This is a genomic window from Blastococcus sp. CT_GayMR20 (assembly GCF_004570345.1).
Genome location: NZ_SPQM01000065.1, coordinates 14,402 through 28,015 on the forward strand (window position 1 = coordinate 14,402; position 13,614 = coordinate 28,015).

Sequence of the window (13,614 nt, forward strand, 5' to 3'; positions counted from 1 at the left end):
CGCCCATCTCACCGCGGGGACCCGGCACCGGCCACGCAATTCGTCGTGGCCGGCGCCGAATTCCTCAGCGGAGAGCGACGGCGGTCGGGGTCACCGGCGCCGGGAGCATCGACTCGCCGGTCAGCCACGTGTCGGCGGCCGCCGCGGCAGCCCGGCCCTCGGCGATCGCCCAGACGATCAGGGACTGCCCGCGGCCGATGTCGCCGGCGACGAAGACGCCGGGGACGGTGGACATGAACTCCGAGTCGCGGGCGACGTTGCCGCGGCCGTCCACCTCGACGCCGAGCGCGTCCACGAGTCCCTCGCGCTGGGCGCCGGTGAAGCCCATCGCCAGGAAGACGAGGTCGGCCGGGAGCTCGCGCTCGGTGCCCTCGATCTTCTGGAACCGGCCGTCGACGCGCTCCACCTCGTGCAGGAGCAGCGCGCGCACGTTGCCGGAGTCGTCGCCGAGGAACTTCTCGGTGTTGACCGAGTAGAGCCGCTCGCCGCCCTCCTCGTGCGCGCTGGAGACCCGCATGATCATCGGGTAGGTCGGCCACGGGTTGCTGTGGTGGGCCCGCCGGCCCGGCGGCGCCGGCATGATCTCCAGCTGCGTGACCGACGCAGCGCCCTGCCGGTGGGCGGTGCCGAGGCAGTCCGCGCCGGTGTCGCCGCCACCGATGATCACGACGTGCTTGCCGTGGGCGTTGATCGGCGGGTCGTCCAGCTCGCCGAGCGCCTGCAGGTTGCCGTAGGGCAGGTACTCCATGGCCAGATGGATGCCGGCCAGCTCCCGGCCCGGGGCCGGCAGGTCACGGCCGACGGTGGCGCCACCGGCGAGTACGACGGCCTCGTACTCCGCGCGCAGCTGCTCGGTCGACAGGTCGCCGTCCCTGCTGCCGCCGACCTCGACGCCGGTGACGAAGCGCGTCCCCTCGGCGCGCATCTGGTCCAGCCGCCGGTCGAGCACGGCCTTCTCCATCTTGAACTCGGGGATCCCGTAGCGGAGCAGGCCGCCGATGCGGTCGGCCCGCTCGTAGACGGTCACGTCGTGCCCGGCGCGGGTCAGCTGCTGCGCGGCGGCGAGGCCGGCCGGGCCGGAGCCGACGACGGCGACCTTCTTGCCCGTGCGCTCGGCGGGCGTCTGCGGCTGCACCCAGCCCTCGTCGTAGGCCCGGTCGATGATCTCCCACTCGATCTGCTTGATCGTCACCGGCGACTCCTGCAGGTTCAGCACGCAGGAGCCCTCGCACGGCGCGGGGCACAGCTTCCCGGTGAACTCCGGGAAGTTGTTCGTGGCGTGCAGCCGCTCGATCGCGTCCTGCCAGTCGTCACGCCGGGCCAGGTCGTTCCACTCGGGGATGAGGTTGGCGACCGGGCACGCGTGGTGGCAGAACGGGATGCCGCAGTCCATGCAGCGGGCGGCCTGCTTGCGGACGGCGGCGACCGGGAAGACCTCGTCCTCGCCGTTGGCGCGGGAGAGGTAGACGTCCTTCCAGTCCATGATCCGGATGTCGACGGGGCGGCGCGGCGGCAGCTCCCGCTCGTACTTCAGGAATCCGGTGGTGTCAGCCACGGAAGCTCTCCTCTCGGGGGCGTCCGACGAGATCGGCGATGTGGTCGCGAAGAGGGGCCGGAGACGGCGAGATCGCCGATCTCGCCGCGCGCGAAGTCTTCTCAGCCACGAGCGGCCTCCATCACTGCCAGGTCCACATCTGTTCCGTTGGCCTCGGCCATCCGCTGGGCGTCCAGGGCCCGGCGGTAGTCGCGCGGCATGATCACGCTGAACTGCTCCGACCAGCGGCCCCAGTCGGCCAGCAGCGCGTGCGCCACCGGTGACTCGGTCTCCTCCGCGTAGCGCACCAGCACGTCGCGCAGCCACTGCGCGGACTCGCCGTCCAGCGGATCGATGTCGACCATCTCGCTGTTCACCCGGTGCCGGGCGAGGTCGAGGACGTAGCCGACGCCGCCGGACATGCCGGCGGCGATGTTCCGCCCGGTCGCGCCCAGGATCACCGCGCGACCGCCCGTCATGTACTCCAGAGCGTGGTCGCCCACGCCCTCCACCACGGCCAGCGCACCGGAGTTGCGGACGCAGAACCGCTCCCCCACCCGGCCGCGCAGGAAGATCTCCCCGCCCGTGGCGCCGTAGCCGATGACATTGCCGGCGATGACGTTGTCCTCGGCGGCGAACGGCGCCTCCCGGTGCGGGCGCACGACGATGCGGCCGCCGGAGAGGCCCTTGCCGACGTAGTCGTTGGCGTCGCCGTAGAGGCGCATCGTGACGCCCCGCGGCAGGAACGCTCCGAAGGACTGGCCGGCCGACCCGCCGAAGGTGAGGTCGATGGTGCCGTCAGGCAGGCCCTCCCCACCGAAACGGCGCGTGACCATCGAGCCGAGCATCGTCCCGACCGTGCGGTTGACGTTGCGCACCGGCAGCTCGAGGGTGACCGGCCGCGCGTCGAGCAGTGCGCCCTCGCACAGCTGGATGAGCGTCTGGTCGAGCGCGATGTCCAGCCCGTGGTCCTGCGACTTCACCCGGCGCAGCGGGGCGCCCTCGGGCAGCTCCGGCACGACCAGCATCGGCGACAGGTCCAGGCCCTGGGCCTTCCAGTGCCCGACGGCCTGGCGGGTGTCGAGCAGCTCGGCGTGGCCGACGGCCTCGTCGATCGAGCGGAAGCCCAGCTCGGCGAGGTACGAGCGCACCTGCTCGGCCAGGAACTCGAAGAACGTGACGACGAACTCCGGCTGCCCGGTGAACCGCTTGCGCAGCTCCGGGTTCTGGGTGGCGACGCCGACCGGACAGGTGTCGAGGTGGCAGACGCGCATCATCACGCAGCCGGAGACGACCAGCGGCGCCGTGGCGAAGCCGAACTCCTCGGCACCCAGCAGGGCCGCCACGATGACGTCCCGGCCGGTCTTCATCTGGCCGTCGACCTGCACGACGATCCGGTCCCGCAGGCCGTTGGCGAGCAGGGTCTGCTGCGTCTCGGCGAGGCCGAGCTCCCACGGGGAGCCGGCGTGCTTCAGCGACGTCAGCGGGGCGGCGCCGGTCCCGCCGTCGTGGCCGGAGATCAGCACGACGTCGGCGTGGGCCTTGCTCACCCCGGCCGCGACCGTGCCGACCCCGACCTCGCTGACCAGCTTGACGTGGATCCGCGCGTCGTTGTTGGCGTTCTTGAGGTCGTGGATGAGCTGCTTGAGGTCCTCGATCGAGTAGATGTCGTGGTGCGGCGGCGGGCTGATCAGGCCGACGCCCGGCGTCGAGTGCCGGGTGCGGGCCACCCACGGGTAGACCTTGCTGCCGGGCAGCTGGCCGCCCTCGCCGGGCTTGGCGCCCTGGGCCATCTTGATCTGGATGTCGTCGGAGTTGACCAGGTACTCGCTGGTCACGCCGAACCGGCCGCTGGCCACCTGCTTGATCGCCGAGCGGCGCAGGTCGCCGTTCGCGTCGGGGGTGAAGCGGTCGGGGTCCTCGCCGCCCTCACCGGTGTTGGACCGGCCGCCGAGACGGTTCATCGCAATGGCGAGGGTCTGGTGGGCCTCGGCGGAGATCGAGCCGTAGCTCATCGCGCCGGTGTTGAACCGCTTGACGATCTCGCTGGCCGGCTCGACCTCGTCGATGGGCACGGGCGGCCGGACGCCGGTCTTCAGCGTGAAGAGCCCGCGCAGGGTCGCGGCCTCCTCCGACAGCTTGTCCACCGTCTCGGTGTACTTCTCGAAGACGTCGTACTGCCGGGACCGGGTCGCGTGCTGCAGCAGGAACACCGTCTCGGGGTTGAAGAGGTGCACCTCGCCCTCGCGGCGCCACTGGTACTCCCCGCCCGTCTCCAGCCGGCGGTGCGCCCGCTCGGTCGGGTTCTCGGGGTAGGCCCGGCGGTGGCGCATGGCCACCTCCTCGGCGAGGACGTCGATCCCGACCCCGCCCAGCGGACACGAGGTGCCGGTGAAGTACTCGTCGACCAGGTCCTGCGAGAGCCCGACGGCCTCGAAGATCTGCGCCATCGTGTACGAGCCGACGGTGCTGATGCCCATCTTGCTCATGACCTTCAGGACGCCCTTGCCGAGCGCCTTGACCATGTTGCGGACGGCCTGCGCGGGCTCGACGCCGGTGAGGGCGCCGTCGCGGATCAGGTCCTCGATCGACTCGAACGCCAGGTACGGGTTCACCGCCGCGGCGCCGTAGCCCAGCAGCAGCGCCACGTGGTGCACCTCGCGGGCGTCGCCGGACTCGACGACGAGGCCGACCTCCATGCGGGTCTTCTCACGCACCAGGTGGTGGTGGACGGCGGCCGTCATGAGCAGCGACGGGATCGGGGCGCGCTTCTCGTCGCAGTCGCGGTCGGAGAGCACGATGATCCGGGCGCCCGCCGCGATCGCCTTCGACACCTTGGTCCGCAGCTGCTGGACGGCCTCGGCGAGCGCCGTCCCTCCGCCGTTGACGTCGAAGTGGCCGGTGATCCGGACGGCGGCGTACCCGGGCAGGTCGCCGTCGTCGTCGATGTGCAGGATCTTGGCCAGCTCGTCGTTGTCGATGACCGGGAACGGCAGGAACACCTGTCGGCAGGACGCCGGCGTGGCCTGCAGCAGGTTCTGCTCGGGGCCGAAGGTGCGGCCGAGGCTGGTGACCAGCTCCTCGCGGATGGCGTCCAGCGGCGGGTTGGTCACCTGCGCGAACAGCTGCCCGAAGTAGTCGTAGAGCAGGCGGGACCGGTCGGAGAGGGCGGCGACGGGGGTGTCGGTGCCCATCGAGCCGATCGGCTCGGCCCCGGACGACGCCATCGGCGTGACCAGGACGCGCAGCTCCTCCTCGGTGTAGCCGAAGAGCATCTGGCGGCGGATGACCGACTCGTGGCTGGGCCGCGACCGCCGGCGCTCCGGCAGCGAGGGCAGGTGCACCAGGCCGGCGTGCAGCCAGTCCTCGTAGGGGTTCTCGGCCGCCAGCGCGCCCTTGACCTCCTCGTCGGACACGATCTTGCCGGAGGAGGTGTCGACGAGGAACATGCGTCCCGGCTGCAGCCGGCCCTTGGCGACGACGTCGGCCGGCGGGATGTCGAGGACGCCCACCTCGCTGGCGAGCACCACGAGGTCGTCCTTCGTGTGCCACCAGCGGCCCGGGCGCAGCCCGTTGCGGTCGAGGACGGCGCCGATGAGCGTGCCGTCGGTGAAGCAGACCGCGGCCGGCCCGTCCCACGGCTCCATGATCGAGGCGTGGTACCGGTAGAAGGCCCGGCGGGCCGGGTCCATCTCGTCGTGGTTCTCCCACGCCTCCGGGATCATCATCAGCACCGCGTGCGGCAGCGACCGGCCGGACAGGTGCAGCAGCTCGAGCACCTCGTCGAAGGTGGCCGAGTCGCTGAAGTCGCTGGCGGTGACGGGGAAGATCCGGTCCAGGCCCAGCTCGGACGCCGGACCGGCCGGCCCGTCGAACAGCTCGGTGGCCAGCTTCGCCTCGCGGGCCCGCATGCGGTTCCGGTTGCCCTTGATCGTGTTGATCTCCCCGTTGTGCGCGATGAAGCGGAACGGGTGGGCCAGCGGCCAGCTGGGGAACGTGTTGGTCGAGAACCGGCTGTGCACGAGGGCGATCGCCGACTCGTAGCGCTCGTCGCGCAGGTCGGGGAAGAACAGCGGCAGCTGGTCGGTGGTCAGCATGCCCTTGTAGGTGATCGTCCGCGACGACAGCGAGGTGATGTAGAGGGAGCTGCCCGCCTCGACCGCGGCTCGCTCGGCCCGCTTGCGCAGGACGAAGGAGCGCCGCTCCAGCCGGGTGACGCCGTTGCAGACCACGTTGCCGCCGAAGGCCGTCTCGTCGGCCCGGCCGGACATCGTCTCGGCGACGAAGAGCTGCCCGAAGAACGGCATGACCGCGCGCGCGGTGGGGCCGAGGTCGGCACCGTCGGGGTCGATCGGCACGTCGCGCCAGCCGAGGACGGTGAGGCCCTCCTCCTCGGCGAGCTTGGCCACCTCGTCGAGGCGGGCGGCCCGCTCGGTCTCGTCGGCCGGCAGGAAGGCGATGCCGACGGAGTACTCCCCCAGCGGCGGCAGGTCGAAGTCGACGCTGGCTCGCAGGAGGGCGTCCGGAACCTGGGTGAGGATGCCCGCGCCGTCGCCGGAGTTGGGCTCGGAGCCGGCGGCGCCGCGGTGGTCGAGGTTGTGCAGCGCCGTCAGGCCGGCGGCCACGATCGAGCGGGACCGGCGTCCACGGGCGTCGGCGACGAAGGCGACGCCGCAGGCGTCCTTGTCGTTCGCGGGGTCGTAGAGGCCGACGGGCGCGGGGACCGCGGAGAACGGCACGGCCGTACCGCTCGCGGTGGGAGACGCAGCGGCGGGGGCGGTGAGGTCGGACATGTCACTCCCGTCGTCGGCGCACCGTCCGGACCTCGTCACGAGGGCTCGAACGGGGGCGGTGGGCCCGGGCCGGTGGTCGGAGGGGCGGCGGACTGAGGCGGCACTGCGGAGAGCCGGCTCCCGGGGACCGTACGTCCCGGTCCCGGTGCTGGGGGCTCGAGCCCAGCGGTGGTGGCCGAGGGGCTGTCGTCCGCGGGGCGACGCTGGCCCGGTTCCGACGAAGGCGACCCCGCCGGGATCGCCGGCGGGTCCAGTGAAGGGTACACAGGCGTAACACCGGCCTCACCCGCTCGAACCCGAGGTGCGGCGCGTCGGCAGGATCACGTCGGTCGTTGGCCGGACCGGGCCTGCACGAACCCGTCAGCCGGGCTCGGTCGGACGGTGATCATCGTCACGGGGGCGGTCCGGATGCGAGTCCTCGCCCGGGCCGGCCGGCACCGTGGTGGCGTCGTCCGGGGCCGGTTCCTCCCCGCGGTGCAGGACCTCCCGGGGACGGCCGCGCATCCAGATCAGGTAGGCCAGCGCGCCCAGCCCCACCACGATCGAGGTGAAGACGTTGATCCGCACGCCGAAGAGGGTCTCCGCCGGGTCGGTGCGCAGCAGCTCGATCCACAGCCGGCCGACGCAGTAGGACAGGACGTAGAGCGCGAACGCCCGGCCGTGGCCGAGGCGGAAGCGCCGGTCGGCCCAGATCACGAAGCCGGCCGCCGCCAGGTTCCACAGCAGCTCGTAGAGGAACGCCGGGTGGAACGTGCCGAGCAGCACGGGCTCGCCGGAGGAGTCCAGGACCGCCCGCCCGCCGTCCCACTCGTAGATCTTCAACGCCCAGGGCAGGTCGGTCGGACCGCCGTAGAGCTCGTTGTTGAACCAGTTGCCGAGCCGGCCGATGGCCTGGGCGACGAGGAGCCCGGGGGCCAGCGCGTCGGCGAAGGCCGGGAGGGGGATGCCGCGGCGGCGGCAGGCGATCCAGGCGCCGACGCCGCCGAAGGCGATGGCACCCCAGATGCCGAGGCCGCCCTCCCAGATCGCGAAGGCCCGCATCGGGTCCCCGCCCTCGCCGAAGTACGCCCGCGGGCTGGAGATCACGTGGTAGATCCGCCCACCGATGATCCCGAACGGCACGGCCCAGACGGCGATGTCCAGGACCTCGCCCGGTGCCCCGCCCCGTGCCACCCAGCGCTTCTCGGTCAACAGGGCCGCCGCGACGATGCCGGCGACGATGCAGAGCGCATAGGCGCGGATGGGCAGCGGGCCCAGCTCCCAGACGCCCTGGGTCGGGCTCGGGATCGCGGCGACGATCATGAGCGCACGCCCGTCGCGAGGTCCTCCGACAGCGCGCGGACACCCTCGGCGCCGCGACCCTCCAGCAGCTCGCGGACGTAGGCCGACCCGACGATGACGCCGTCGGCGAACGCGGCGACCTCGCCTGCCTGGCTCCCGTTCGAGACCCCCAGCCCCACGCAGACCGCCAGCTCGGGAGCGGCCTGGCGGGTGCGGGCCACGAGCTTCTCGGCCGCGTCGCCGACGGTCTCGCGGGTGCCGGTGACGCCCATCGTGGACGCGGCGTAGACGAAGCCGCGGCAGGCGGCGGTCGTCGAGGCCAGGCGGGCCTCGGTCGAGGACGGCGCCACGAGGAAGACCCGGTCCAGGTGGGCCGCCTCCGAGGCGGCGATCCAGTCGCCGGCCTCGTCGGGGATCAGGTCGGGGGTGATCGCCCCCGCTCCCCCGGCCGCGGCCAGGTCGGTGGCGAACCGCTCGACGCCGTAGCGCTCGATCGGGTTCCAGTAGCTCATCACCACGGGGACGGCGCCGGCGGCGGCGACCGCCTCGACGGCCCGCAGCACGTCGCGCATGCCCACGCCGGCGCGGACCGCGACGTCCACGGCCTGCTGGATCACCGGCCCGTCCATCCCCGGGTCGCTGTACGGGACGCCGATCTCCATGACGTCCGCGCCGCCCTCGACCGCCGCGACCATCGCCGCGATCGAGCCGTCGACGTCCGGATAGCCGACCGGGAGGTAGGCGATCAGCGCGGCGCGGCCCTCGGCCCTCGCCTTGCCGATCCGCTCGGCCAGTTGACTCATGCCGTCTCCCCCGCGTCCTGGCCCGCAATCGCCTCGTCGTTGCTGATCGCACCCTCCGTCGGGTTCTGATCGGTGTCGAGACCCGGGCCCGGGTCGACCTCCTCGCGGTCCCCGAGACCGAACCACGTGGACGCCGTCTCGACGTCCTTGTCCCCGCGGCCGGAGAGGTTGACCAGCAGCAGCGCGTCCGGGCCCAGTTCCTTGCCCACCACGAGGGCGCCGGCCAGGGCGTGCGCCGACTCGATGGCCGGGATGATCCCCTCGGTCCGGCACAGGAGGGCGAAGGCCTCCATCGCCTCGGCGTCGGTCACGGCGCGGTACTCCGCCCGGCCGATGTCGTGCAGGTAGGAGTGCTCCGGGCCGACCCCGGGATAGTCCAGCCCGGCGCTGATCGAGTGCGATTCGATGGTCTGCCCGTTGTGGTCCTGCAGGAGGTAGGAACGGGCGCCGTGCAGCACGCCGGGGCTGCCGCCGGTGATCGTCGCCGCGTGCCGGCCGGTGTCCACGCCGTCGCCGCCGGCCTCGAGGCCGATCAGGCGCACGCCGTCGTCCGGCACGAAGGCGGTGAAGATGCCGATCGCGTTGGATCCCCCGCCCACGCAGGCCAGGACCGCGTCGGGCAGCCGCCCCTCACGCTCCAGCACCTGCGCCCGGGCCTCGTCGCCGATGACCCGCTGGAAGTCGCGCACCATCGCCGGGAACGGGTGCGGGCCGGCGACGGTGCCGAAGACGTAGTTGGTCGTCTCCACGTTGGTGACCCAGTCGCGGAACGCCTCGTTGATCGCGTCCTTGAGGGTCCTGGACCCGGTGGTCACCGGGATGACCTCGGCGCCGAGCAGCCGCATCCGGGCGACGTTGAGCGCCTGGCGGCGGGTGTCCTCCTCGCCCATGTAGACCGTGCAGGACAGGCCCATCAGCGCCGCCGCGGTCGCCGTCGCCACGCCGTGCTGCCCCGCACCGGTCTCGGCGATGACGCGGGACTTGCCGATCCGCCTGGTCAGCAGCGCCTGGCCCAGCACGTTGTTGATCTTGTGCGAGCCGGTGTGGTTGAGGTCCTCCCGCTTGAGGAGGATCCGGGCGCCGCCGGCGTGCTCGGCGAACCGCTGCACCTCGGTGACCGGGCTCGGCCGGCCGGTGTAGTCGCGCTGCAGGCGGTCGAACTCGGTCAGGAACTCGGGGTCGACGCGCATCGCCTCGTAGGCCTCGGTCAGCTCGTCGAGGGCGGCGATCAGCGCCTCGGGCACGAAGCGGCCGCCGAAGACGCCGAAGTGCCCGGTGGAGTCGGGCCAGCCCGGGCGCGCCGGCAGGAGATAATGTTCCCCGGTCTGCGGTGGGCTGGTCGTCGTCATGCCCCTAGTGTCCCGCGCCGCAGTGGCCCTCCTGCAGGGACCCGCCGCGAGCCTGCGAGTGGTGGGGGGCAGGAGGGCCCTTTTTCAGCGAGTCGTGCGGGGGGTTGCCGGGTGGGAGCCGGCGGTCACCAGGTCGGCGACGGCCTGGCGCGCGTCCCCGGCCGTCACGAGGCCCTCGCCGACGAGGACGGCGTCGGCACCGGCCGCGGCGTAGCCGATGAGGTCGTGCGGGCCGCGGACACCGGACTCGGCCACCTTCACCACACCCGACGGCAGGCCGGGGGCGATCTTCTCGAAGGTCGAGCGGTCGACCTCCAGGGTGGTCAGGTCGCGGGCGTTGACCCCGATGACCGACGCGCCGGCGTCCAGCGCCCGGTCGGCCTCGGCCTCGGTGTGCACCTCCACCAGCGCGGTCATCCCGAGCGACTCGACCCGCTCCAGCAGACCGACCAGCGCGTTCTGCTCCAGCGCCGCGACGATCAGCAGGACGACGTCGGCCCCGTGCGCCCGCGCCTCGTGCACCTGGTAGCTGGTGACCACGAAGTCCTTGCAGAGCACGGGGACGTCAACGACGGCGCGGACCGCGTCGAGGTCGGCCTGCGAGCCACCGAAGCGCCGGCGCTCGGTCAGCACGCTGATCACCCGCGCGCCGCCGGCGGCGTACTGGACCGCGAGCTCGGCCGGGTCGGGGATCTCGGCCAGGTCGCCCTTGGACGGGCTGCGGCGCTTGACCTCGGCGATGACACCGACGCCGGGGGCCCGCAGCGCGGCGAGGGCGTCGAGAGCGGGCCGGGCGTCGAGGGCGGCGACCTTCACGTCGGCCAGCGGTGTGATCGCCTCGCGGGCGGCGAGGTCCTCGCGGACTCCCGCGACGATCTCGTCGAGCACGTTCACGGCGCCGCCGTACGCGCGGGTCCGACACTCATGCGGTCCTCAGGCAGTCGCACCGAACGATCCCCTCACCAGCCGGATGGGCGAACTCACTGTAGAGGCGGCACGGCAGCCCCCCGGCCGGGGGGCGCGGCACCCGGCCCTGACCGGTTCCGCTATACGCCCGTGTCGGCGCGCGGATCAGTCGGGTCCTCGCCGCGGTCCATGGCCTTCCAGGCGTCCTGGGCGCGGTCCTCGTCGGTGCGCGCCGTGACCGTCCGCGCCGCGGCCTCCGCCGATCCCGCCGGGCGCTCGTAGCGTCGTCCCATCGCGGGCCAGGTCCGGCCGCGGACGACGACGAGGATCCCGACCGCGACCCCCACCAGCCCCCCGACCAGGGCGACCGCCGGCCACGCCGTCAGCACCTCCGCGGTCGTCGCCCCCCGGACCTGCGGCTCCGCCGCCGCGGCCGCGTCCCCCGTGAGCCCGCGGATCCCGGACCAGGCCAGCACTCCGCCGGCGAGCGCGACGAGCAGGCCCACCACCTGGCGCCCGGTGCCGCGCACCGCGAGGAGGGCGACCGCGGCCGCCAGGAGGACGAGCCCGGCCGCGGGCACCAGGGGCGCCGCATCGGCCCCGGACAGGGTCTCCCCGACCGGCGGGAGCGGCGGCCGCCGCTCGGTGGTGACGTCGGCCCACGGCTGCCCGCCCGCGAACAGCGCCAGCCCCCCGGCGACGGCGGCCCCGAGGACCGCGCCGGTGAGCTCGCGCCGGGCGGCCGGTGCCGGGGCGGACTCCGCGACGGTCACCGCACCTCCCGCAGCCCTTCGGCCGTCGCGATCGCGGACAGGACGGCGCGGGCCTTGTGCCGGGTCTCGGCCTCCTCTGTCGCGGCGTCGCTGTCGGCGACGATCCCGGCCCCGGCCTGCACGTACGCCCGCCCCTGGTGCAGGACGGCGGTCCGGATGGCGATCGCCATGTCCATGTCCCCGCTGGCGTCGACGTAGCCGACGGTGCCGGCGTAGAGCGCCCGGCGGGTCGGCTCGAGCGACTCGATGATCTCCATGGCCCGCGGCTTCGGCGCTCCGGAGACGGTGCCGGCCGGGAACGTGGCGTCGAAGACGTCGAGGGCGTCGTACTCCGGCGCCACCTCCCCCGCGACGGTGGACACCAGGTGCATGACGTGGCTGTAGTGCTCCACGCGCATGAAGTCGGGCACCTCGACGGTCCCGGGGATGCAGACCCGGCCCAGGTCGTTGCGGGCGAGGTCGACGAGCATCACGTGCTCGGCCCGCTCCTTCGGGTCGGCGAGCAGCCCCTCCGCCAGGCGCAGGTCCTCCTCCGGGGTCGCGCCGCGCGGCCGGGTGCCGGCCGGCGGGTGGACGACGGCCGACGTGCCGGTCACGGTCACCAGCGCCTCCGGCGAGGAGCCGACGACGTCGAACGGGCTCTCCCGGCCGGCGAACCGGAGCAGGTACATGTACGGCGACGGGTTGGTCGCGCGCAGGACCCGGTAGAGGTCGAGGGCGTCGACGTCGGTGGCGAGCTCGAACCGCTGCGCCAGGACCACCTGGAACGCGTCACCGGCGCGGATGTGCTCGCGGATGCGCTCCACGCCCGCCTCGAAGACACCGGGCTCGACGTTGCTGGTCACCGGAGGGACCTCGGCCGGCTCGAGCACCGCGAGGCCGGGCGCCACCGCCTTGGTGAGGTCGCCTGCCATCCCGTCCAGCCGGGCGACGGCGTCGTCCCAGGCCGCGCCGGGATCCGTGCCGGACGAGCCGCGCAGCGCGTTGGCGATCAGCAGGACCGTGCCGTCGGTGTGGTCGAGGACGGCGAGGTCGGTCACCAGCATCATGGCCAGCTCGGGCATGCCGAGGTCGTCGCTGCTGGTCACGGGCAGCCGTTCCAGCCGGCGGACGACGTCGTAGCCCAGGTAGCCGACCAGCCCGCCGGTGAGCGGGGGCAGGTCGGGCCGGCGCGGCGAGCGCAGCCGGCGGGCGAGGGTGCGGACGGCCGCGAGCGGGTCGGCGGGCAGGTCGTCGGTCAGCCCGGGCACGTCCTGGCCCAGCCACTGGGTGACGCCGGCCCGCTCGGTGAGCACGCCGGCGCTCCGGACGCCCACGAAGCTGTACCGCGACCAGCGCTTGCCCTGCTCGGCCGATTCCAGCAGCACCGTGCCCGGCCGGTTGCCGGCCAGCTTCCGGTAGATCCCGACCGCCGTCTCGCTGTCGGCCAGGAGCTTGCGCGTGACCGGGAGCACCGGCTGGTCGAGCGCCACGAACTCCTCGCGGCTGGGCGAGATGACCCCGAACTTCACGCGGCACTCCCCTCGCCGGCCGTCAGCGGACGGTGGAAGCAACTGCGCTCGCCGGTGTGGCAGGCCGGGCCCTCCTGGTCGACGAGGACCAGCAGCGCGTCGCCGTCGCAGTCCAGTCGCACGTCGCGCACCCACTGACGGTGCCCCGACGTCTCGCCCTTCACCCAGTACTCGCCCCGGCTGCGCGACCAGTAGGTGGCCCGGCCCGACGTCAACGTGCGGTGCAGGGCCTCGTCGTCCATCCACGCGAGCATGAGCACCTCACCGGTGTCGTGCTGCTGCACGACGGCGGCCACCAGGCCGGCCGGGTCGCGGCGGAGCAGCTCGGCGACCTCGGGCGCCAGGGACGGAGGGTGGGAGGGAACAGCGGACATGCCGCCAGTCTGCCGTGCCGGGGCGCTCAGGCGGCGAGCGGCTGGGTCGCCTGGTACGGCGGCGCGAACCACCCGCGGACGGTGCCCGTCATCAGGAGCCCGAGCGCCACGATCGGGCCGGCGGCGAAGAACGCGGTGAACACGAGCAGCGGACCGGCACCATCGGCACCCGCTCCGTCCAGGAGCATGGACAGCCGGACGACCCAGTAGACCGACAGCAGCACCTGGACGACGTGCGCAACCACCAGCAGTAGCCAGGCGCCGCGGGTCCGGGCGTTGAGCGCGCGGAT

General features: G+C 73.3%; 10 protein-coding genes. All 10 read right to left on the reverse strand.

The window, feature by feature from the left end; genetic code table 11:
- Positions 1 to 64: 64 nt before the first annotated feature.
- A complete protein-coding gene (locus E4P40_RS15405) occupies positions 65 to 1,555 on the reverse strand; it encodes a glutamate synthase subunit beta (protein ID WP_135159415.1) in 1,491 nt (496 codons plus the stop codon).
- Positions 1,556 to 1,656: 101 nt separating this feature from the next.
- Positions 1,657 to 6,327 (reverse strand): glutamate synthase large subunit, encoded by a 4,671-nt coding sequence (gene gltB, locus E4P40_RS15410; protein WP_209305355.1) that lies wholly within the window; start codon positions 6,325 to 6,327, stop codon positions 1,657 to 1,659.
- 360 nt (positions 6,328 to 6,687) lie between these two features.
- Positions 6,688 to 7,629: a prolipoprotein diacylglyceryl transferase gene (lgt, locus tag E4P40_RS15415; protein ID WP_135159416.1), complete on the reverse strand. Its 942-nt coding sequence runs from the start codon at positions 7,627 to 7,629 to the stop codon at positions 6,688 to 6,690.
- Positions 7,626 to 8,411 (reverse strand): tryptophan synthase subunit alpha, encoded by a 786-nt coding sequence (gene trpA / locus E4P40_RS15420; protein ID WP_135159417.1) that lies wholly within the window; start codon positions 8,409 to 8,411, stop codon positions 7,626 to 7,628. Before trpA ends, lgt begins: the two co-directional genes overlap by 4 nt.
- Positions 8,408 to 9,760, reverse strand: coding sequence for a tryptophan synthase subunit beta (gene trpB / locus E4P40_RS15425; protein ID WP_135159418.1), 1,353 nt, complete (start codon positions 9,758 to 9,760; stop codon positions 8,408 to 8,410). Before trpB ends, trpA begins: the two co-directional genes overlap by 4 nt.
- An 84-nt stretch (positions 9,761 to 9,844) precedes the next feature.
- Complete coding sequence (gene trpC, locus E4P40_RS15430; protein WP_135159419.1) at positions 9,845 to 10,654, reverse strand: indole-3-glycerol phosphate synthase TrpC; 810 nt, start codon at positions 10,652 to 10,654, stop codon at positions 9,845 to 9,847.
- A 152-nt stretch (positions 10,655 to 10,806) separates the two neighbouring features.
- A complete protein-coding gene (locus E4P40_RS15435; RefSeq protein WP_135159420.1) occupies positions 10,807 to 11,439 on the reverse strand; it encodes a Trp biosynthesis-associated membrane protein in 633 nt (210 codons plus the stop codon).
- The gene (locus tag E4P40_RS15440) at positions 11,436 to 12,950 is read right to left on the reverse strand and encodes an anthranilate synthase component I (protein WP_135159421.1); all 1,515 of its coding nucleotides are present in this window, start codon (positions 12,948 to 12,950) and stop codon (positions 11,436 to 11,438) included. Before E4P40_RS15440 ends, E4P40_RS15435 begins: the two co-directional genes overlap by 4 nt.
- The gene (gene hisI / locus E4P40_RS15445; protein WP_135159422.1) at positions 12,947 to 13,324 is read right to left on the reverse strand and encodes a phosphoribosyl-AMP cyclohydrolase; all 378 of its coding nucleotides are present in this window, start codon (positions 13,322 to 13,324) and stop codon (positions 12,947 to 12,949) included. Before hisI ends, E4P40_RS15440 begins: the two co-directional genes overlap by 4 nt.
- Positions 13,325 to 13,350: 26 nt before the next feature.
- On the reverse strand, positions 13,351 to 13,614 hold a 264-nt coding region (locus tag E4P40_RS28120), incomplete at its 5' end, for a hypothetical protein (RefSeq protein ID WP_167762252.1).